This is a genomic window from Fulverythrobacter fulvus (assembly GCF_037154085.1).
GTDB lineage: Bacteria > Pseudomonadota > Alphaproteobacteria > Sphingomonadales > Sphingomonadaceae > Andeanibacterium > Andeanibacterium fulvum.
This window is the reverse complement of record NZ_JBANRM010000001.1, coordinates 524,800-545,781: the sequence shown is the minus strand read 5'-3', so window position 1 is coordinate 545,781 and position 20,982 is coordinate 524,800. Positions and strand designations below refer to the sequence as shown.

General features: G+C 62.8%; 18 protein-coding genes and 2 tRNA genes. 6 read left to right on the top strand and 14 right to left on the bottom strand.

Annotation, left to right across the window (positions count from 1 at the left end; translation table 11 throughout):
• Positions 1-9: 9 nt before the first annotated feature.
• From WFP36_RS02540 to recJ, 11 genes are all read right to left on the bottom strand, one after another.
• Positions 10-459 carry a nuclear transport factor 2 family protein gene (locus WFP36_RS02540; protein WP_336977565.1) on the bottom strand — a complete coding sequence of 150 codons (450 nt, stop codon included), beginning with the start codon at positions 457-459 and terminating at the stop codon, positions 10-12.
• 131 nt (positions 460-590) lie between these two features.
• Positions 591-1,280, bottom strand: coding sequence for a phosphate regulon transcriptional regulator PhoB (gene phoB / locus WFP36_RS02535; RefSeq protein WP_054530025.1), 690 nt, complete (start codon positions 1,278-1,280; stop codon positions 591-593).
• A gap of 85 nt (positions 1,281-1,365) precedes the next feature.
• Complete coding sequence (gene phoU / locus WFP36_RS02530) at positions 1,366-2,055, bottom strand: phosphate signaling complex protein PhoU (protein WP_336977561.1); 690 nt, start codon at positions 2,053-2,055, stop codon at positions 1,366-1,368.
• Positions 2,055-2,810 (bottom strand): phosphate ABC transporter ATP-binding protein PstB, encoded by a 756-nt coding sequence (gene pstB, locus WFP36_RS02525; protein ID WP_336978686.1) that lies wholly within the window; start codon positions 2,808-2,810, stop codon positions 2,055-2,057. Before pstB ends, phoU begins: the two co-directional genes overlap by 1 nt.
• 26 nt (positions 2,811-2,836) lie before the next feature.
• Positions 2,837-4,087: a phosphate ABC transporter permease PstA gene (pstA, locus tag WFP36_RS02520; RefSeq protein ID WP_336977558.1), complete on the bottom strand. Its 1,251-nt coding sequence runs from the start codon at positions 4,085-4,087 to the stop codon at positions 2,837-2,839.
• Positions 4,080-5,465 carry a phosphate ABC transporter permease subunit PstC gene (gene pstC / locus WFP36_RS02515; protein ID WP_336977556.1) on the bottom strand — a complete coding sequence of 462 codons (1,386 nt, stop codon included), beginning with the start codon at positions 5,463-5,465 and terminating at the stop codon, positions 4,080-4,082. The genes pstA and pstC overlap by 8 nt, the downstream gene beginning before the upstream one ends.
• A gap of 15 nt (positions 5,466-5,480) precedes the next feature.
• The gene (locus tag WFP36_RS02510) at positions 5,481-6,527 is read right to left on the bottom strand and encodes a substrate-binding domain-containing protein (protein WP_336977554.1); all 1,047 of its coding nucleotides are present in this window, start codon (positions 6,525-6,527) and stop codon (positions 5,481-5,483) included.
• Positions 6,528-6,612: 85 nt separating this feature from the next.
• Entirely contained in the window at positions 6,613-7,800 is a 1,188-nt protein-coding gene (locus WFP36_RS02505; protein WP_336977553.1) for a sensor histidine kinase, read from the bottom strand.
• A gap of 70 nt (positions 7,801-7,870) precedes the next feature.
• Positions 7,871-7,945 (bottom strand) — tRNA-Glu (locus tag WFP36_RS02500).
• Positions 7,946-8,017: 72 nt separating this feature from the next.
• Positions 8,018-8,092: transfer RNA gene (locus tag WFP36_RS02495), tRNA-Glu, on the bottom strand.
• A 69-nt stretch (positions 8,093-8,161) separates the two neighbouring features.
• On the bottom strand, positions 8,162-9,961 hold the full coding sequence (recJ, locus tag WFP36_RS02490; RefSeq protein ID WP_336977551.1) for a single-stranded-DNA-specific exonuclease RecJ: 1,800 nt from the start codon (positions 9,959-9,961) through the stop codon (positions 8,162-8,164).
• A gap of 63 nt (positions 9,962-10,024) precedes the next feature.
• Between recJ and WFP36_RS02485 the strand changes: the two genes are divergently transcribed.
• Both WFP36_RS02485 and WFP36_RS02480 read left to right on the top strand, forming a co-directional pair.
• Complete coding sequence (locus WFP36_RS02485) at positions 10,025-10,516, top strand: flavodoxin family protein (RefSeq protein WP_336977549.1); 492 nt, start codon at positions 10,025-10,027, stop codon at positions 10,514-10,516.
• A 70-nt stretch (positions 10,517-10,586) separates the two neighbouring features.
• Entirely contained in the window at positions 10,587-11,138 is a 552-nt protein-coding gene (locus WFP36_RS02480) for a hypothetical protein (RefSeq protein ID WP_336977547.1), read from the top strand.
• A gap of 6 nt (positions 11,139-11,144) precedes the next feature.
• Here WFP36_RS02480 and WFP36_RS02475 read toward each other — a convergent pair whose 3' ends face one another.
• Positions 11,145-12,116, bottom strand: coding sequence for an NAD(P)H-dependent flavin oxidoreductase (locus tag WFP36_RS02475; RefSeq protein WP_336977545.1), 972 nt, complete (start codon positions 12,114-12,116; stop codon positions 11,145-11,147).
• Between the two features lie 218 nt (positions 12,117-12,334).
• Here WFP36_RS02475 and WFP36_RS02470 point away from each other — a divergent pair, with 218 nt between their 5' ends.
• From WFP36_RS02470 to WFP36_RS02455, 4 genes are all read left to right on the top strand, one after another.
• A complete protein-coding gene (locus WFP36_RS02470; RefSeq protein WP_336977543.1) occupies positions 12,335-12,880 on the top strand; it encodes an MOSC domain-containing protein in 546 nt (181 codons plus the stop codon).
• Between the two features lie 134 nt (positions 12,881-13,014).
• Positions 13,015-14,817, top strand: coding sequence for a vWA domain-containing protein (locus WFP36_RS02465; RefSeq protein WP_336977541.1), 1,803 nt, complete (start codon positions 13,015-13,017; stop codon positions 14,815-14,817).
• 162 nt (positions 14,818-14,979) lie between these two features.
• The gene (locus tag WFP36_RS02460) at positions 14,980-16,446 is read left to right on the top strand and encodes a carotenoid oxygenase family protein (RefSeq protein WP_336977540.1); all 1,467 of its coding nucleotides are present in this window, start codon (positions 14,980-14,982) and stop codon (positions 16,444-16,446) included.
• A 95-nt stretch (positions 16,447-16,541) separates the two neighbouring features.
• On the top strand, positions 16,542-18,542 hold the full coding sequence (locus tag WFP36_RS02455; protein ID WP_336977538.1) for a S9 family peptidase: 2,001 nt from the start codon (positions 16,542-16,544) through the stop codon (positions 18,540-18,542).
• Between the two features lie 4 nt (positions 18,543-18,546).
• Here the strand turns inward: WFP36_RS02455 and WFP36_RS02450 are convergent, their stop codons facing one another.
• Both WFP36_RS02450 and leuA read right to left on the bottom strand, forming a co-directional pair.
• Positions 18,547-19,089: a nuclear transport factor 2 family protein gene (locus tag WFP36_RS02450; RefSeq protein WP_336977536.1), complete on the bottom strand. Its 543-nt coding sequence runs from the start codon at positions 19,087-19,089 to the stop codon at positions 18,547-18,549.
• Entirely contained in the window at positions 19,089-20,774 is a 1,686-nt protein-coding gene (leuA, locus tag WFP36_RS02445; protein ID WP_336977535.1) for a 2-isopropylmalate synthase, read from the bottom strand. Before leuA ends, WFP36_RS02450 begins: the two co-directional genes overlap by 1 nt.
• Positions 20,775-20,982: the final 208 nt, after the last annotated feature.

The following is a 20,982-nucleotide window of genomic DNA, read 5'->3' as shown; positions in this document are numbered from 1 at the left end:
ACAAGCGCCTTACTGCGGGGCTGGGCCACCCGGCGGCGGGGCGGACATGAAGATGGTCTGCACCTGGATCTTGCCATCGCGAACGATGAATTCCTCGGTCGCCTTCATTGGGCCCATTTCCCAGGTCATGAAGCCGACATCGCCTTCTTCCCACACCCGGGTAACGTTCATCTTGGGCGCAGCGCTCCCATTGGCTCCGCCAGCAGGCTGGGCAGAAGGAGCAGGTCCGGCCGGGCGCTTGAACATGGCCTCGAACAAGCCGCGGATCGCTTCCTTGCCCTGAAAGGCCCGGCCCTGCTGCAGCACCACCGCGTCATCGGCATAATCGGCCATGATCGCATCGACATTGCCGCCGGACGACACGTGGCGATTGACGATTTCCGTAGGCGTGAGATCGGCAGCCTGAGCTGTCCCTGCAATCGAGAGCGCGGCAAAGGCGCTGAGCAGCCGGAATTTCATGATATTTCTCTCCCCCGCGCGACCCGCGCCGCACCGGCGATAGCGGGAGAAGTAGGGTCGTGAAAGAACACAGGCCCCGTACGGCTGTATACCGTGCAGGGCCTGCGGTAGATCGTTAGGAAGCGAAGAAGTCAGATCGCCTCGAGCGCATAACCTGCCGAGCGGACAGTGCGGATCGGATCGGGCGAGTTGCCGACCGAGATCGCCTTGCGCAGGCGCCGGATATGGACGTCCACCGTGCGTTCCTCGATCTCGCTGCCCGTACCCCATACGCCGTCGAGCAATTGCCCACGGCTGAAGACGCGGCCCGGGCTCTCCATGAAGAACTTGAGCAGGCGGTACTCGGTAGGGCCGACCGCTAGTTGCTGGCCGCGCCGTTCCACGCGGTGAGCGACAGGGTCGAGCTTGAGGTCGCCCACTTCCAGCATCTCGCCCGCCAGTGCCGGACGCACGCGGCGCAGTACGGCAGAGACACGGGCCAGCAGCTCGCGGGGGGAGAAGGGCTTGGTCACGTAATCGTCGGCGCCGGTTTCCAGCCCGCGCACCCGATCATCTTCTGCCTCGCGGGCAGTGAGCATGATGATCGGGACATGGGCGGTCGCCTTGTCGCGACGCAGGCGGCGGCAGACTTCGATGCCGCTGGTGCCTTCGATCATCCAGTCGAGGATGACCAGATCGGGCACATCCTCATCGGCGAACATCAGGGCTTCATCGCCATCGGCGGTGGTGCGGACATTGTAGCCTTCGCTCTGGAAACGATATTCCAGCAGCTCGGCAAGGGCAGGATCGTCTTCGACGAGAAGAAGCTTAGGTGCGGCCACGTCTTGGGTTCCAGACTGTTTCAGAGCCCCACCACCACAAAGATGTTACAGGAATGCGACAAGCGCGGTCGCGTCATGTCGTAGCTCAATTTTCGCCATCTGTTTCGCTGTCCAGTTCCGGCACATAGGTGCCGGTGGCAGCGAAATAGACCATCTCGGCCACGTTGGTCGCATGGTCGCCAATACGTTCGATGCTGCGGGCAATGAACAGCAATTGCGCGGCGCTGCTGATGGTGGCGGGGCTTTCCATCATGTGGCTCACGAGATTGCGGAAAATGCTCTCGTAGAAAGCGTCGACCTTCTCGTCGCGGGCGATCACTTCGCGTGCGGTGACGGGATCACGTGCGGCATAGGCCGTGAGCACGTCATGCACCATTTCGGAAGCGACTTCGCCCATGGCGGGCAGCAGGGTCAGCGGATCGAAATGCTTGCGAGCCTGGATCTCGTTCACGCGCTTGGCGATATTCTTGGCGTAATCGCCGATCCGTTCGATCACGCCGGCGATCTTGAGAGCCGCGATTACTTCGCGCAGATCGTCCGCCATGGGCGCACGCAGGGCGATGATCCGCACGGCGAGCTTGTCGACCTCGATTTCCAGCAGATCGATCTTCTTGTCCCGCCGCACAACTTCGCGGGCGAGTTTCTCGTCATGCTTGACCAGTGCCTGAAGCGATTCCTGGATGGCGAGTTCGGCCAGGCCGCCCATCTCCGCGATCAGGCCGCGCAGCCGGGTGATGTCCTCATCGAATGCCTTGACCGTATGTTCGCTGCTCATCAGCCGTACCGTCCAGTAATGTAATCCTTGGTGCGTTCTTCGCGCGGATTGGTGAAGATATCCGATGTCTGGCCGTACTCGACCATTTTTCCAAGATGGAAGAATGCAGTGCGCTGCGAAACGCGGGCGGCCTGCTGCATCGAGTGAGTGACGATCACGATGGCAAAGCGTCCGCGCAATTCGTCGATCAGTTCCTCGATACGCGCAGTGGCGATCGGGTCCAGCGCCGAGCACGGCTCGTCCATCAGGATCACTTCGGGATCGACCGCGATGGCGCGTGCAATGCACAGGCGCTGCTGCTGGCCGCCGGAAAGGGCAGTGCCGCTATCCGACAGGCGGTCCTTCACTTCTTCCCACAGGCCGGCGCGGCGCAGCGAACGTTCCACGATCACATCGAGATCGGCCTTGCTTTCCGCCAGACCGTGGATCTTCGGGCCATAGGCGATGTTCTCGAAGATCGTCTTGGGGAAGGGATTGGGCTTCTGGAACACCATGCCCACCCGGGCACGCAGTTGCACCACGTCCATGCCGGATTTGTAGATATCCTCGCCATCCAGCATGATTTCGCCTTCGACGCGCGCGGCGGCGATGGTGTCGTTCATGCGGTTCAACGTGCGCAGGAAAGTCGATTTGCCGCAGCCGGACGGCCCGATGAAGGCCGTGACGTATTCGGTCTCGATATCGATCGAAACCTCATCGATGGCCTTCTTGTCACCGTAGAAGACGGAGACCTTGTTGGCGCTCATCTTCGGCATGTTGGCAGCGGGGGAGTTTTCTATCGTCACCACTTCTTCTCGAACCGGTTGCGCAGGTAGATGGCCAGGCCATTCATCACCAGCAGGAACAGCAATAGCACAATAATCGCCGCCGAAGTCCGTTCGACGAAACCGCGGTCGATTTCGTCGGACCAGAGGAAAATCTGGACCGGAAGCAGGGTGGCGGGCGAAGTGAAGCCGTCGGGCGGCGTGGCCACGAAGGCACGCATGCCGATCATCAGGGCAGGGGCAGTCTCGCCCAGCGCACGCGCCATGCCGATGATCGTGCCGGTAAGGATGCCCGGCAGGGCCAGCGGCAGCACGTGATGGAACACGACCTGAATCGGCGAGGCGCCCAGTGCCAGCGCGCCGTCACGGATCGTGGGCGGCACGGCCTTGATGGCGTTGCGGCCAGCGATCACGATCACTGGCATGGTCATCAGCGCGAGAGTGAGGCCGCCAATCAGCGGAGCCGAGCGATAACTGGGGAAGACAGTGAGGAACACTGCCAGGCCCAGCAGGCCGAAAATGATCGAAGGCACGGCCGCGAGGTTGTTGATCGACACTTCGATAATGTCGGTCCAGCGGTTCTTCGGCGCATATTCCTCAAGGTACAGCGCCGCCAGAACGCCGATGGGGAAGGCGAAGGCCAGCGTGACCACCATGGTCAGCATCGAGCCCTTGAGCGCGCCCCAGATGCCGACCAGCTGCGGGTCGGTCGCGTCCGAGCGGGAGAGGAAGCCGAAGTCGAAATTCTTCTGCAGCTTGCCTTCGGCCTTGAGCTTCTTTGCCAGCGGCTGAAGGCTGGCCTGGCCATCGCCCGAATAGGCCGAGGCCAGCTTGTGGGATGCCGGAACCATGACAGTGGCCTTGGCGCCGAGCAGCGAGGGATCGGCAATGATCTTCTTCGCCACGTCGCGCCAGGCTTCAGAATTGATCTGCTGCGCGCCTTCTTCGCCAAGCGACTGCGTGGCGTAGAATTCGACCACGGCGGGCAGGCCTTGCGCCTCCAGAGACTGGATTGCATTGGGCTGTGCCAGCACCGCCGGATCGCCGGTGATGCCCGCTTCGGGGAAGTCGATCTCGACCGCCAGCTCGACGCGCTTGAAGCCCGAAATCCCGTTGGAGGCCATGGTGATCAGCAGGAAGGCCAGCACGGCGATCGAGAACAGGATCGACAGCAGGCCCGCCAGCTTGAAGCGCCGCTCTGCCGCATAGCGCTTGCGGATACGCGCTTCGAAAGCCGGGGTGCGGGTGGGGAGGATTGCCTCATTCATAGGCTTCACGGAACCTCTTCACCACGCGCAGGGCCACGATGTTCAGGCCCAGCGTTACAAGGAACAGTACGAAACCCAGCGCGAAGGCGCTGAGCGTTGCCGGATGGTCGAAGCTTGCCTCGCCGGTCAACATGGCAACGATCTGCACGGTAACCGTGGTCATTGCTTCCAGCGGATTGCCGCTGAGGTTGGCGGCATAGCCCGCGGCCATCACCACGATCATCGTTTCACCGATCGCGCGGCTGATGGCTAGCATCACGCCCGCCACGATACCGGGCAGGGCGGCGGGAACCAGGACCCGGCGGATGGTCTCATTAGTGGTCGCGCCCATGGCCAGGCTGCCGTCACGCATGGCCTGTGGCACGGCGGCGATGGAATCGTCGGCCATCGAAGAAACGAAGGGAATGATCATCACGCCCATCACGAGGCCTGCAGCCAGTGCGCTTTCGCTCGAGGCATTGGAGATGCCGATGGAATTCGCCAGATCGCGGATGGCAGGGGCGATCGTGAGGGCCGCGAAATAGCCGTAGACCACGGTGGGCACGCCCGCGAGAATCTCCAGCGCGGGCTTCAGCCATTTGCGCCATGTGGGGCTGGCATATTGCGTGAGGTAGATCGCGCTCATCAGGCCGAGCGGGATCGCCACGATCATCGCGATGATCGCACCGATATAGATCGTGCCCCAGAACAGCGGGATCGCCCCGAAGCGGCTCGGATCGGCGGCTTCGACCGAACTCATCGGGTCCGGCCCCCAATGGGTGCCGAACAGGAACGAGATCGGATCGATCATTCCGAAGAAGCGCACCGTCTCGAAAACCAGCGAGAGGAAGATGCCCAGCGTGGTGAGGATCGCCACCAGCGAGGCCAGCAGCAGGGTCAGCATCACGATCCGTTCGACCCGCGTGCGGGCCCGGAAATCGGGGCGCAGGCGAGTAAAGGACCAGGCGCCGCCCAGGAAGGCAACCACCAGCGTGGCTGCAATGCCGATCGCGTTCATGCGGGTAAGCGCATCGCGATAGGGTTCCACCAGTTCCTTGGCGAGCGGATTGAACACCGCATGCGAGGCGCCACTGGCCACCGCGCGCGCTTCCGCCAGGATGGTTTCACGCTGAAGGCCGAAGACCGGCAGATGCGCCGCAGCCGGGTCTGCCATTACGGACTGGGTCACCAGCATCGGGGCGACAAAGCCCCATGCAAGGATGAACAGCAGCGCTGGAATGACGATCCACAGCGCGACGTACCATCCGTAATAGGAGGGCAGGGAGGCTAGCCGCCGGTCCGGAACGGCTCGGCGGAAGCTCCAGGCCCTTGCACGCGCCGCGAGCCATCCCGCGAGCCCGAGCCCGAGGGCGAGGAGAAGCAGAATAGCTGGCGACATCGTGCGTGCTCGTCCTTATTCGAAATCGGACGCGGAAAGGACGGTGTATTCGGTAGCCGCCTTGGTGCTCTTGGCGAGCACGTCATCGGGGCTCACGACCATGCCGATCTTGGCGAGCGGGCCGTCCTTGCCCCAGTTCTTCACCCATTCGGCGAGGAACTGCTTGAGGCCGGGGATCGCATCCAGATGGTCCTTCTTCACATAGATGAAGAGCGGACGGGCGCCCGGATAGGCAAAGCTCGAGATGTTGTCATAGGTCGGCACGACGCCGTTGACCTTGAGGCCGTTCAGCTTGTCGGCGTTTTCTTCCAAATAGGAATAGCCGAACACGCCGATTGCCTTCGGATTGCTCTCGATCTTCTGGACGATCAGATTGTCCTGTTCGCCCTGGTCGACATAAGCGCCGTCGCCGCGGACTTCGGTGCAGATCTGCTTGAATTCGTCCTCATTGCTCTCCTTGAGAGCCTTCATCGCCGGATCGGTTTCGCAACCCTTCTCCAGGATCAGTTCCTTCAGCGCGTCGCGCGTGCCGGAGGTGGAGGGCGGACCGTAGACGAGGATCGGATCGGCGGGCAGCGAAGGATCGACATCCTTCCAGGTCTTGGCAGTCTGTTCCTTGCCGAACGGCTTGGCGGCGAGAGCCTTGTAGATGATCGCCGGGGTGAGATTCATCTCGATCCCGCCCTTGTCGGCGGCGAAGGCGATGCCGTCGAGGCCCACCTGGATTTCGACGATGTTCGTCACGCCATTGGCCTGGCATTCCTCGAACTCGGACTTCTTCATCCGGCGCGAAGCGTTGGTGATGTCGGGCGTGCTGGCGCCGAGGCCGGCACAGAACAGCTTCATGCCGCCGCCAGTGCCGGTCGATTCGATGATCGGCGACTTCAGATCATGGTTCGAGCGTGCGAGCGACTCGGCCACGGCCTTGGCAAAGGGATAGACGGTGGAGGAACCCACGGCGCGGATCGAGTCGCGCGTTGCGTTATCGCCGCTGCTGCCGCAGGCCGACAGGGCGAGAGCGGCGGAAATCAGGGGAAGGGCGAGAAGTGCTTTAGTCTTCATGGTCATGTCCCGGACTGGGAGGCTGAATGCCTCGTGGCTGACTGCCCGCGCGATGTTGGAGTTATGTGACACATGTATGACAAGACTACCGAGTCTGTTCGATAGTCGGTAATTTCACGGTCACAACCGTGCCTTCACCCTTCTTGCTGGTGATGTCGAGGCGCCCCCGATGGCGTTCCACAATATGCTTCACGATCGCTAGGCCCAGCCCGGTTCCGCCCGCTGCCCGGCTGCGGCCCGGATCGGTGCGGTAAAAGCGCCTGGTCAGGTGTGGAATATGCTCCGGATCGATGCCTTCGCCGCGGTCCGTCACGGTGAAAACCGCGCGGTCGCCTTCCTCCGTCTTCAGCACCACGTTCACCGGCTGATCCTGCGCACCATATTTTAGTGCATTGTCCACCAGATTGCGGACCAGCTGCTCGAGCTGCTGCGTATCGCCGCGCACCGTCACTTCCGTATCGGGCACGCTGATCGAGACGCGCCCCTTGTCCTTTGCTGCGCCGGCATCGCGTGCAGCCTTGGAAACCAGCTTGGCGAAATCGAGCTGCTCTGCCGGCTGATCGTGCTTTTCCGCTTCGATGCGCGAAAGCGACATCAGATCGCTCACCAGGCTCTGTAGCCGCCGTGCCTCGCGTAGCACCGTGTCGAGGAACTTGGCAGAGGTTGCCGGATCGACCGAATCCCCTTCTTCCGTCAGCGTTTCGACATAACCGATGATCGAAGCGAGCGGCGTGCGCAGCTCGTGACTGGCATTGGCGACGAAATCGGTATGGGCGCGGCTGATATCGGCTTCGGTCGTGCGGTTATGCAGTTCGATCACCCAGTAGCGATCGTTGATCGAGTGCAGCGTGACCTTCCAGATGCTGCGCGGTGTAGTGAGGCCCTGGATCGTGGCCGATCCATCGCGCTTGCGGTCCAGCAGGGCGATCGCCTGCGGATGGCGGAGGGCCACGCGGGCATCCTGGCCGACGATATGCTTGCCGAAGACGACGCGCGCGGCGGAATTGGCAATGATGATGCGATTCCGATCCAGCAGCAGCAGCGGCAGGCTGAACTGCTCGATCATGTCGCGCATTCCGTCGCGGGTTAGCTGCACGGAATCGGTCTGCGGCTGCACCATCCGTTCGACCGGACGCGCAATCCAGAGCGAGCATACCCACAGCAGCAGCACGGCCGCGATCAGCCAGAGATCGGCCCCGGCCACTATCATGCCGATTCCGGTCGCAAGCGCTATCAATACGCCGGGCCAGGGTTTGGAACGGAACTCGCTCATTGCGCTTCGCGCTTAGCCGCGCTGATGGCGCATCGCCAAGAGGCAACGGAAGCTTGTCATAACTGGGAGCTGGTGACCCCTACGGGAATCGAACCCGTGTTTCAGCCGTGAGAGGGCCGCGTCCTGACCGCTAGACGAAGGGGCCGTTTGCCGGCGATCCGGTAGAAGGCGATGATTTCAATTCACCGGGTGGGATGGCTCGAAGCCATGCCCACCGTGGTGACCCCTACGGGAATCGAACCCGTGTTTCAGCCGTGAAAGGGCCGCGTCCTAACCGCTAGACGAAGGGGCCACGTCGGTGGCAGGCCGCGCATCTACGGGCGGTTTCTCGTGCGGTCAACCCCTGTGAAACGCTTTTGTCTCAATCGGCCCAAGCTGCGTCTTCGACATGCAGTTCTGCCTGTGGCCTGCTGCCCCAATCGTCGAGCTTCACGCGCCCTGCCAGCCACAGGCTGCGCCCGCGCGAACCGTGGAGTAGGGCCTGCCCAAGCTCGGTTTCCGCGGCTCTGAAGGCTACGGCCTTGAACGATCCCCCATCGCGTCCGCTGGCAATCAGGCGCACGTGATCCTTGCCGACGATATCCGCTTTTACGAGGCGCACAGGCCCCACGGCGATGCGCGGCGCAGGCCAGCCGACTCCAAAAGGCCCCGCGCTTTCCAAAGTTTCCACAAGATTCGGGGTCAGTCCGCCGGGTGCCAGAGCGAGATCCAGCAGCATGGAGCGTTCCTCCATCGCCCGCATCACGGCGGCGGAAAGGCGTTCGTCCAGCCAGTCCGCCAGCGAATCGAGCTTGTCGGGCTCTACAGTGAGCCCCGCCGCCATGGCGTGGCCGCCACCTGCCACCAGAAGCCCGTGTTCGCGCGCGGCGATGATGGCCGAACCGAGATCCACGCCGCTGATCGAACGGCCAGAGCCCTTGCCGCGCCCTTCCTCATCCGCGTCGAGCGCAACGACGAGAGCCGGCTTACCCGTCTTCTCCTTGATTCGTCCCGCCACGATGCCGATCACGCCGGGGTGCCAGCCGCTTCCCGCCAGCACGAGCACCGAACGGTTATGCTGCGCGGCCAGCTGTGCCTCGGCTGCTTCCTGCACGGCGGCCTCGATCGCGCGGCGTTCTTCGTTGAGTACGGAAAGCTGCGCGGCAATGGCGCGCGCTTCTTCCGGATCTTCGGTGGTGAGCAGCCTCACGCCCAATGTCGATTCGCCTACACGTCCGCCCGCATTGATTCGCGGGCCGAGTGCGAAGCCGAGGTCGCTGCAGGTAGGAGCCCGGTTCAGGCGGCTCGCGTCGATCAGGGCGGCCATGCCGGTATTCTCGCGCTTGGCCATGACCTTGAGGCCTTGCGCCACCAGTGCGCGGTTGAGGCCGTGCAGCGCGGCAACGTCCGCTACCGTGCCCAGTGCCACGAGGTCGAGCAGGGCGAAGAGATCGGGTTCCCGCCGGGTTTCGAAATATCCGCGTTCGCGCAGGGTACGCACGGTCGCGATGGCGAGCAGGAATGCCACGCCGACTGCGGCCAGATGGCCGTGGGCGGCACCCGTGTCGCTTTCGTCCAGGCGATTGGGGTTCACCAGCGCGGCAGCGACTGGAAGTTCGGTCGAACATTTGTGGTGGTCCACCACAATCACGTCCACCCCTGCAGCATGCGCCATGGAAAGGGCCTGATGGGCCATTGCTCCGCAATCGACCGTTACGATCAGGCTGGAGCCTTCCTCGCCCAACCGGACCAGAGCCTCGCCCGAAGGGCCGTAACCTTCCAGCAGCCGGTCGGGGATGTAATAGCGCGCCTCATGCCCCAGCATGCGCAGCAGGCGGATCAGCAGGGCGGCGCTGGTGGCCCCGTCTACGTCGTAATCCCCATAAACGGTGATCGTCTCGTTCCCCAGCACGGCCTCGGCAAGCCGGCGAGCGGCTTCGTCCATATCGCAGAACGCGCTCGGATCGGGCAGGAAGCTGCGCAGGGTGGGGGAGCGGTGCCGCTCTATATCGTCATGGTCGACACCTCTCGCTAGCAGGAGTTGAGTGACGAGGTCCTGTTCCAGCCCCGCCATTCCGGCAAAGCCTTCGCCCAGATCCATATTGCCGCCGCGCCAGCGCCAGCTGCGCCCCGCGAGTGAGCGTTCAACTCCGAAAATTGCCGATGTGCCATGGGTTGCCATGCCTGCGGCCTAACCCGGAGTCGGGGCGATTGACAATGGCGCGCCATCCCGGATGCTTGCGGTATGGATGAAACGGCTCCGCCCCTGCTGATCCTGTGGCACAGCCGAACCGGCGCGGCGCAGGCGATGGCGCGGGCGGCAGCAGAGGGTGCAGGCAGGAACGCGCGGTGTGTTCGGGCACGGGATGCCCAGCCCGAAGATCTGCTGGCCGCACGGGCCTATCTCTTCGTCTGCCCCGAAAATCTCGGCAGCATGACCGGCGAGATGAAGGAACTGTTCGACCGCTGCTATTATCCCCTGCTTGGCCGGGTCGAAGGGCATGCCTACGCCACTTTGATTGCGGCCGGTTCCGACGGGCACGGGGCGCAGGCGCAGATCGACCGGATCGTTACCGGGTGGCGCCTGCGGCGTGTGGCCGATCCGTTGATTGTCAATCTGGCCGCCCAGACGCCCGAGGCGATCCTTGCCCAAAAACATGTTCCTGCAGCCGATCTGGCACAATGCAGGGACCTCGGGGCTGCCCTTGCCGAGGGCGCGAAGCTGGGAATCTTCTGACGATTCCTCCGATTTGGACGCGGTTGTGCGGGCCGGGGGCTCGACGCGGCAGGCCTTTCGCGTCACCCTTATGGCACAAGGACTGAGGGGGCAGGCCATTAAACGGGAAGTCGCAACAGGCGGCCGTCAGGCCGCGCCGGTACTTTCGCTACTCTTCGATGCTGCCGCGCGGCCAGAGCCGCGTGCGGTTCGCGCGCTTGCCGCATCGGGAGAGTTTTCGATCACCTTCGACTCCTCCGCCCGCAATTCGCGGAGCGGGGATGGCGACTGGCTCGAGCTCTGCGTCAACGGCCTCACGTTCGACTTGCGAGGCCTTGCTCCCGGCGATCCGGGCATGCTGCTGCTCCATCCCCGCCGTTTCGGCCTGCTGCCTTCGCTCACCCATTGCGAAGCGGTTACCCTGTCGCCCGGTCCGCATCTGGTGGGCGGGGAGGGACTGGAGCCGGTGCTGCGCTCGCTCATGCTGCTGGGCGTGCGCCTGTGCGAATTGCCCGGTCTCGCCGCAGTCTGCTGGCTGCCTGCTCGCAGTCTCACCGGTGCCAGCCTGTTCAGGGACGCGACGCTGGGCTGGCTGGCGGGTCGACCGGTGCCGGACTTCCTTGCGGAGGAAGTTCCGGCCTGACGAGGCTTACAGGCCGGCTTTGATCGCCAACTCGCGCTTGGCTTCCTGATATTCGGCCTCCAGCCGGGCGACCCGCACGGAAACAGGCTCCACGGCCTTCACGGCGCCGATCCCCTGGCCCGAGCCCCAGATGTCCTTCCACGCCTTCGCCTCGCTGCCGGTGGCCTTGGCGAAGTCCATCGTGGAGGGATCGCTTTCTGGAAGATGGTCGGGATCGAGCCCGGTGCGCTGGATCGAGCTTTTCAGATAATTGCCGTGCACCCCGGTGAAGAGGTTCGAATAGACGATATCCGCTGCCGCGCCCTCCACGATGGCCTGCTTGTAGGCATCGATGGCATTGGCCTCCGGCGTCGCGATCCAGGGGGAGCCGATATAGGCGAGGTCTGCCCCCATCGCCTGGGCGGCGAGGATCGAGCGGCCATGGGCAATCGCGCCCGACAGCGCCACTGGCCCGTCGAACCACTCGCGCAGTTCCTGCATCAGGGCGAAGGGCGATTGCGCGCCGGCATGGCCGCCCGCACCGGCTGCCACGGCGATCAGCCCATCCGCGCCCTTTTCGATCGCCTTGTGAGCGAAGCGCTGGTTGATGATGTCGTGCAGCACGATGCCGCCCCAGGAATGGACGCCCTTGTTGATGTCCTCGATCGCGCCGAGCGAAGTGATGACCAGCGGCACTTTCCACTTGGCCAGCACCATTGCGTCTTCCTCCAGCCGGGGGTTGGAACGGTGAACGATGAGATTGCAGGCGAAGGGCGCGGCGGGCCGGTCGGGATTGTCGCGATCATGCGCGGCGAGTTCCTCGGTGATACGGTGGAGCCATTCGTCCAGCATGCCCGATGGGCGGGCGTTGAGCGTGGGGAAGCTGCCCACGATCCCGGCCTTGCATTGCGCGATCACCAGATCAGGGTTCGAGATGATGAACAGCGGAGAGCCGATCACCGGGATGCGCAGATTGGCAAGGGAGGCGGGCAGGGGCATGGGATGCTCCGTTTCAGATTTCGGCCGCACTGACCGGGGGGGTGTTACACCTGTTACACGAAAAACCGCTTTGGTATCCGGCGCTTGGCGAGAGGCAGGCTTGAGGTCAATATATTGAATATAAACAATTTAATTGCATTTGTAGGATGGTTCTAGCACGCAGCTGTATCTGTAGGAAAGTCTTGCCCGGCAAGGGATGTTGAGCGATGCATCTGGCCATGCAGGGAACTATCGTCGCTCTGGCCAGCGATGGCGAACATCGCTTTTCGAAGCGACCGCGCGGCCTGTTACACATCATCGCCGGGCTGGGTGTGGAGGGTGATGCGCATGCAGGCCGCACCGTGCAGCATCGATCCCGCGTGGCGAGAGATCCGGCAGCCCCCAATCTGCGGCAGCTTCACCTGATCCATGCTGAATTGCTGGACGAACTGGCCAGCAAGGGTTTCGACGTGGCGCCGGGGCAATTGGGTGAGAATATTACCACACGCGGTATCGACCTGCTGGGCCTTTCCGCCGGAACGCGGCTGTCGCTTGGCAGGGACGTGCTGATCGAGATCACCGGCCTGCGCAATCCATGCCGCCAGATCGACGACAACATTGCGCCGGGCACCATGGCGGCAGTGCTGGGCCGCGCTGCCGATGGATCGCTGATCCGCAAGGCAGGCGTGATGGCAATCGTTCTGCAGGGCGGGGAAGTGCGCAGCGGCGACAGGGTGGAAGTGCAGTGGGTGCCGGAAAAGCCCGTTCCGCTCGGTCCGGTGTAGTAAGCATATTATATGATTTAGTATGATTCGCTTACAATTATTGTAGTGTTGAATAACAAAATTACAAATTCCTTCTTATTCTGGAAAATTTCGTATAGCCTCCTCCCAATTGAGTCGCATGACGGGAGAGGGGCATGACGATGAAATTCCATCATTCGATCCGCCGCGCATTACTTGCGGGCGCAGTACCGGCGGCGATGCTGGGTGCATTGGCCGCACCCGCCTTCGCGCAGGAGGAGCAGGAGGATGAGCAGCTCTACGCTCCGATCATCGTTACCGGCACCATCCGGCAAGGCGGGGCACAGGACATCCGGCATTTCCGGGAAATATCCTTCGATGGCGGCAATGAGTTCATGCCGCCGCTGGGCAGCCTCACCATGGAGGGTCTACTGGGCGAGCACGACCTGACCCTGCCGCGCCGCGAGAACTGCCGCCAGACCTTTTGCCTGGTGGGCCATGCAATCAAGGCCGACCTGCCGCTGCGTCCGCAGGATGCGTGGTTTGTGGGGCTGGATTTCGATTCCAACATCGATGCGGAAAGCTGGAAGGCCGCGCCGCTGAGCCTGGTGGCCGTGGTGGATCGTTCCGGCTCGATGGACGGGGCGCCCATCGCCAAGGTCAAGGAAGCGCTGCTTTCGGTGGTCTCGCAAATGGGCGAGGCAGATCGCTTCGGGATCGTCCTGTATGGCTCCACGACCAATGTCCACCTGCCGGTAATGGATGTGGCGGGCCATCGCGGAGACATTCTGAACGCAATCGATTCCATCCAGATCGACGGCTCCACTTATCTCGAGGCCGGGCTGAAGCTGGGTTACGACACGGCCTATGCCGAACTGCCGCAGAGCAGGGGCAAGACAAGGCTGATGCTGTTCACTGACGAAAACCCCAATGTCGGGAACACCAGCGCGGCAGGCTTCATGGCACAGGCCAGTGCCGGTTCCGCGCGCGGGGTTGGACTCACCACTATCGGCGTGGGCGTGCATTATGACGGTGCGCTGGCCGCCAGGGTCTCCAGCGCGCCGGGCGGCAATCTGTTCTTCATCGAGCAGGATCGCAGGGCGAGCGATCTGTTCGACAAGGAATTCCGCAACATGACCAGCGAGGTCGCGCAGAACATCGCGATCTCCATGACCCCGCCCGAAGGCTATGCGATCACCGGCGTGTTCGGCGTGCCCGATGGGCTGATGACGCAGGCGCAGGACGGCACCGTCACCGTGACGATCGGCACGGCTTTCCTTTCGAGCAATGGCGGTGGAATCTACGCCTCGCTCGGGCGGGATTCCGCGCGCGATCACCTGCCGCTGGCGCCGCTCGACCCCGGCAGTCCGCTGCTGGAGGTGAAGCTGGCCTATGTCGATGCGGTCACCGGCAAAGAGGGCGGCGACCGGCTGACGGTGACACAGCCCGACGGCCCCGCGCCCGCGCGGCTGGGGGCGGCCATGGCACTGGTGGACGAATATGTCTCGCTCACCCAGGCGCTCGATCAATATCACGTCCGCAATGACAAGAAGGCGGCCTTCGCCACGCTGGACGGGCTGGACAGCCGCCTGTCTGCCGGCGGGCATGAGGGCTTCGGTAATGAAGAGGAACTGATCGGTAGCCTGCGCGACCGGATGGCCTATCTGGCGGGGTATCGGGGAGAAGTGCCGGCTGAATTGCGCCCGCTTGAACTGGTCGGTCGCTGGAAGGTTACCTATTTCAAAGGCGTCAGCGATGTGCGGCGCGGCGACGTGATCGAGATCACGAACGACAACGACTTTATTACCTATCCCGGCGGGAAGGACGAGGGTGACGAGATCTGGCAATCCTATCAGGTCAACGAGCGTCAACTCTTCATTCCCGACGGAGATCTCCTCTTCCAGTACCGCCGCACAGGGGATCGCCTGACCCTGCGTACCCGCGACGGTGAGGCGGAGATCGCCATGCGGATCGACTGATCCGCCGGCCGGGCGGGCGTACTCCCCCCTCGCGCCCCCCGGCCACACGGCGCAATCTTGATCCGCCGGATAGCGTTTTGCCTTCGATCAATTCGCTGGGGAGGCCCGCGAGCTATCGCTCTGCTGCCACGAGTCCAAGAACTCATGCGGAGAGACGATGCGATGACCCATTTTCCGAACAATCCGGGTTTCACCGGGACGCTTCGGCCCTTGCGCCTGCAGGGCGATATTCTCGACATGGAAGTGGAAGGCGAGATTCCGGCCGAACTCAACGGCGCGTTCCACCGTGTCCATCCGGATAACCAGTTCGCGCCGATGTTCGAGGACGACCAGTTCTTCAACGGCGACGGCATGGTCAGTATGTTCCGCGTGCATGACGGCAAGGTCGATTTCAGGCAGCGTTATGCCCATACCGACAAGTGGAAGCTGGAGAACAAGGCCGGGCGCTCGCTCTTCGGCCATTATCGCAACCACCTGACCGACGATCCTTCCGTCGCGGGGCAGATCAGGGGCACGGCCAACACCAATGTGATGGTCCACGCCGGCAAGCTCTATGCGATGAAGGAGGATAGCCCCTGTCTCGTCATGGACCCCAATTCGCTGGACAGCTTCGGCTATACCGATTTCGGCGGCAGGCTGGAGGCGAAGACCTTCTGCGCCCACCCCAAGATCGATCCGGTCACGGGCAATATGTGCGCCTTCTCCTACATGTCGAAGGGGCCGATGACCTATGACATGAGTTATTTCGAGATCAGCCCCTCGGGCGAGTTGCTGTTCGAAATTCCGTTTGAGAACAAGTATCTGTGCATGATGCACGATTTCGGCATTACGCAGGATTACGCCGTGTGGAACGTGATGCCCTGCATCACCAACATGGAGCGGCTGGAAAAGCGGATGCCCTATTTCGGGTTCGATCATTCGCTGCCCACCTGGCTGGCGGTGCTGCCGCGCAAGCCGGGCGCCACGGCAAAGGATTTGCGCTGGTTCAAGGCGCCGGCCAATTGCTTCACCGGTCATGTGATGAATGCCTTCAACGATGGCACGAAGATCTATTTCGACCTGCCCATCGCGGCGAAGAACAGCTTCCCCTTCTTCCCCGACGTGACCGGCGCACCGTTCGATCCCATCGGCGGGCTCTCCTATCTCACCCGCTGGACAGTCGACATGTCGAGCAATGGGGAGGAGTTCGAGCAGGTCGAGCAGATGACCAGCATCGCCGACGAGTTCCCCCGGATCGACGACCGTTACGCCGGGCAGGCCTATCGCCATGGCTGGATGATCGCCTTCGATCCGCATGCCCGCTATGAAGGCCCTCCGGGGCCCTTCGTGGGCGCGCTCAACACCTTGTGTCACATCGATCTTTCGACCGGCGACACCAAGAGCTGGTGGCCGGGCCCGACCAGCGGCATCCAGGAGCCCTGCTTCATTCCCAAATCGGCCAATGCCGCCGAAGGCGAGGGCTATATCGTCGCCCTGGTGGACGATCATGTAGCCAATTATTCGGACCTGTGTTTCTTCGATGCGCAGCGGATCGATGAAGGCCCGATTGCGCGGGCCAAGCTGCCCGTAAAGATCAGGCAGGGTCTGCACGGCAACTGGTCGACCGCAAAGCATCTGGGCGTGGCGTAAATTTCTTCCGGGGTGGGCTCGCGAGAGCCACCCCGGGATTGTGCAGGCGCTTCAAACGCGTAAGAAGTATCCTCTGAAACCGGGGGAAATGTTCCATGCGTCTGCTTTTCACCGCTACTGCGCTCGTCCTTTCGCTTCAGCCGCTCACCGCGCTGGCTCGCCCGGTGACGCCCGAGGACCAAGTGAAGGAGATTCTCGTCTCCGAGCCGGACCTTTCGCCCTCGGGCGATGCGGCGGTCTATACGGTGACGAGCGCGGATCTGGACGCGGACGAGCCGGTCTCTCACATCTGGCTCGCCCCTTGGGACGGTAGCGGCCCGCGCCAGCTCACTTCACGCAAGGGGGAGAGCGAAAGCAGCCCCAAGTTCAGCCCTGACGGCAAACAGGTCGGCTTCCTCTCCTCCCGCAATGACGAGAAGGAGCAGTCCCGGCTCTGGATTTTGCCCATGGCAGGCGGTGAGGCCAGTCCAGTGGACGGCATCGAGGGATCGGTGGAGGATTTCGCCTGGTCGCCCGATGGCAAGCGCCTTGCCCTGATCGTGGCCGACAAGCCCGAAGATCCGAAGAAGACCAAGGATGGCGAAGACATTCCGCTGCCGATCGTGATCGACCGCTATCACTTCAAGATCGACGGCGTCGGCTATCTGGGCAAGGAACGTTCGCGCCTGTGGCTCTACGATCTCGCCACCGGCAAGGCGCAGCGCATGGCCGATGGCGATTATGACGAGGCATTCCCGGCCTGGTCGCCCGATTCCAGCCGCGTGGCCTTCGTCTCGCGCCGGGGGCCGGATGCGGAGCGATCGCATAATTACGATATCTTCGTCGCGCGCGTCGATGCGCCCGGTGCCGCGCCGCTGCAACTCACCACCTATGAAGGGGCGGACGCCAATCCGGACTTCGGGTCCTATCCGGTGTGGAGCCCTGACGGGTCGAAGATCGCCTATGTGCGCGGCGGCGATCCCAAGCTGCTGTGGTATGCGGCGAGCGACCTTGCAGTCGTATCGTCCGGCGGCGGCGAGCCCGCGATCCTTACCAAGGGGCAGGACCGCAATGTCTACAATCCGGAATGGACCGCCGACGGCAAGGCGCTGCGCTTCATCGTGGAGGATGACGGGCAGATGAAGCTCGCCTCCGTGCCCTCAGGTGGGGGCAAGGTGTCGGTTGTGTCAGGCGGGGAATTCGTGCTGCGCAGCCCCAGTTCCTCCGGCAGCCGCACGGTGGTGACCTATTCGACGCCGACGAAGCCGTTCGAGCTTTACGCGCTGGACGCGGGCAAGCTGCGGCCGCTCACCAGCCATAATGCCGACTGGATGAAGGGCATCGATTTCGCCGATGCCAAGTTCACGTCCTACAAGAGCAAGGACGGCACTGAAGTTCATGGCTTCGTGATGGTCCCTGTGGGGGCAAAGGCGGGCGAGAAGCTCAAGACCATCCTGCATCCCCATGGCGGCCCGGCGGCGCAGTACGATTACAGCTTCGACATGTGGCAGCAGGTTTTCGCCGGCGCCGGCTTTGCCGTGCTGACGCCTAATCCGCGCGGCAGCACCGGGCGGGGTACGGCCTATGCCTCGGGCATCAACGCTGCCTGGGGCACGGTGGACGTGGAAGACGATCTCGCTGCCGTGGACGATGCGGTGGCCAGGGGCATTGCGGACCCCGAACGACTGGTGGTGGGCGGCTGGTCCTATGGCGGCATGTCCACCAATTACCTCGTCACCTCTGACCATCGCTTCAAGGCGGCCATGGCCGGTGCGTCGATCGCCAATGTCCTGCTCGGCTTCGGTACGGACCAATATGTCGTCGAATATGACGTCGAACTGGGCCTGCCCTGGGAGAACACGGATGTGTGGATCAAGAACTCCTACCCGTTCCTCCATGCCGACCGGATCACCACGCCGACGATGTTCATGGTCGGCTCGGCTGACGTGAATGTGCCGACCTGGGCCAGCGAACAGATGTATCAGGCGCTCAAGGTGCGGCGAGTGGACACCGAACTGGTGGTCTATCCCGATCAGACCCACGGCTTTACGCGACCGAGCTACATCGTGGACCGGATGCAGCGCTGGCTGGGCTGGTACGCCAAATATGTGAAGTGAGGACCTAGCGCCCCTGCTGCGCCCCGCCGGATGCGGAGGGCTGGGGTGGGGGCATCAGGCTTTCCACCCTGCGGCGGGCGAATTTCCATTTACCTGTCTCGCGCACCAGTTCGTCATGATAGCGGGCCATCATGGCTGCCACTGGACGCCCGTCCTCGCCCGGTACCATGTAGAACGACATGGAGGTGGAATGTGCATGGTCCGCATCTTCCAGCGTGATGACTTCGTTGAAGAAGACGTGGAAGTTGGGTTCGCGGAAACCCAGCGCATTGCTGGCGAACACCTGTTCCATCATTGCCCCGGCCTGAGTTCCGCTCACACCCTTGCCATTGCCGGCCACATAGGTCCCGTCCTTGGCGAACAGGCCGGCAAAGCCGTTGAAATCGCGGGCATCGAGCGTCGAGCCATAGGCATTCAGCAGAGCGTGGATTTCGGCCCGGTCAGCCGCTTCATCGTGCTCGCGGCGGATTTCGCAGCCCGAGGCGAGAATAAGCACCGGGAGGAGCGATGCGGCCAGAAACCGCTTCATCCCTCCCGGCCGCTTCATCAGGCCGTCTCGCGTGCAGCGCCGTTCGCGGCGGAAAGGATTGCCCGCACGCTGGCAGAGGCGACGTCCTCGTCGATCCCCACGCCCCATACGGTGCGGCCATCGGGCAGGGCGCATTCGACATAGGCGGCAGCCTGTGCGTCAGTTCCCTGACCCAGCGCATGCTCGGTATAATCGAGCACTTCCATTTCGAGGCCGAAGGTTTCCTTCAGCGTCGCCAGCACGGAAGAGATCAGGCCCTTGCCGCGCCCGGAAACGCTCTGTGCCTGGCCGTCGACTTCGACCGTGCCCACGAACAGGCGGGTGCCGTCCTGCGTGCGGCTTTCCTCGAAATCGACCAGACGATAGCGGCGCTTGTCGACCTTGATGAAATAGCTCTCGCGGAAGACCTGCCAGATATCGGCGGCGTTCAGCTCGCGGCCCAGCTCATCGGCAATGCGCTGGACGTGCTTCGAAAAGTCCGCCTGCAGCTTCTTGGGCAGTTTCAGGCCCTGATCCTGTTCCAGCACCCAGGCGAAACCGCCCTTGCCGCTCTGCGAGTTCACGCGGATCACTGCCTCGTAATTGCGGCCCAGATCGGCGGGATCGATCGGCAGGTAGGGCACCTGCCACAGTTGATCGTTGCGCTTGGTCTGCGCTTCGAAGCCCTTCTTGATCGCGTCCTGATGGCTGCCGGAAAAGGCGGTGAACACCAGTTCGCCGCCATAGGGGTGGCGCTGGTGGACCGGGATCTGGTTGCAATATTCCACCGTCTCGATGATGGAATCGATGTCGGAGAAATCCAGTTCCGGATCAACGCCTTGCGTGTACATGTTGAGGCCGACTGTAACCAGGCAGCAATTGCCGGTGCGCTCACCATTGCCGAACAGGCAGCCTTCCACGCGGTCCGCACCGGCCATCAGGCCCAGTTCGGCCGCGGCCACGCCGGTGCCCCGGTCATTATGCGTGTGCAGGCTGATCGCCACCGTTTCCCGCCGGGGGATGTTGCGGCAGAAATATTCGATCTGGTCGGCATAGACGTTGGGCGTTGCCGCCTCGACCGTAGCCGGCAGGTTCAGGATCAGCTGGTGATCCGCAGTGGGTTGCAGCACGTCCATGACCGCCTCGCAGACCTCCAGGCTGAAATCCAGCTCGGCGGTGGAGAATGTTTCCGGCGAATATTCGAAATACCAGTCCGTATCGGGGCGCTTGGCCGCCTCGTCGCGCAGGATCTTCGCCCCCTTGATGGCGATTTCCTTCACTTCGGCCTTGCTCATGCGGAACACGATGTCGCGCCACGCCGGGGACACCGCATTATACAGGTGCACAATAGCCGCGTGCACGCCTTCCAGACTGTCGAAGCTGGTGCGGATCAGATCTTCGCGCGACTGAGTCAGCACCTGGATCATTACATCCTGCGGAATCTTGCCCGAGCGAACCAGACCCTGGATGAAGTCGAATTCGGTTTTGCCCGCAGCGGGGAAGCCGACTTCGATTTCCTTGAGGCCGACTTCCACCAGCGTGTCGAAGAAGCGGTTCTTCTTCACCGCATCCATCGGATCGATGATCGACTGGTTGCCGTCGCGCAGATCGGTGGAGAGCCAGCGCGGCGCCTTGGTGATCGTGCGCGAAGGCCATTGCCGGTCCGTGATCGGAACCTGCGGGAAGGGCCGGTATTTCTCGCCGGGGGTTTTGAGCATCGCCATGGAATTGTGCCTTATCGCCTGATGCGCGCACGGCAAGGTGCGCTGCTGTTTCGACTGCAGATTTTTGGGTGGCCCTTAGGCGGGGTGCCATGCGCGATGCGCGCAGGCGGGATGACACGCCTAAGGGCGTGTAAGTCGAAGCAGGCTAAGGAGCGAGCGGTTCGTCATCATTTGTGCAGATGGACAATCGCACGGCATTTTTCAAGGA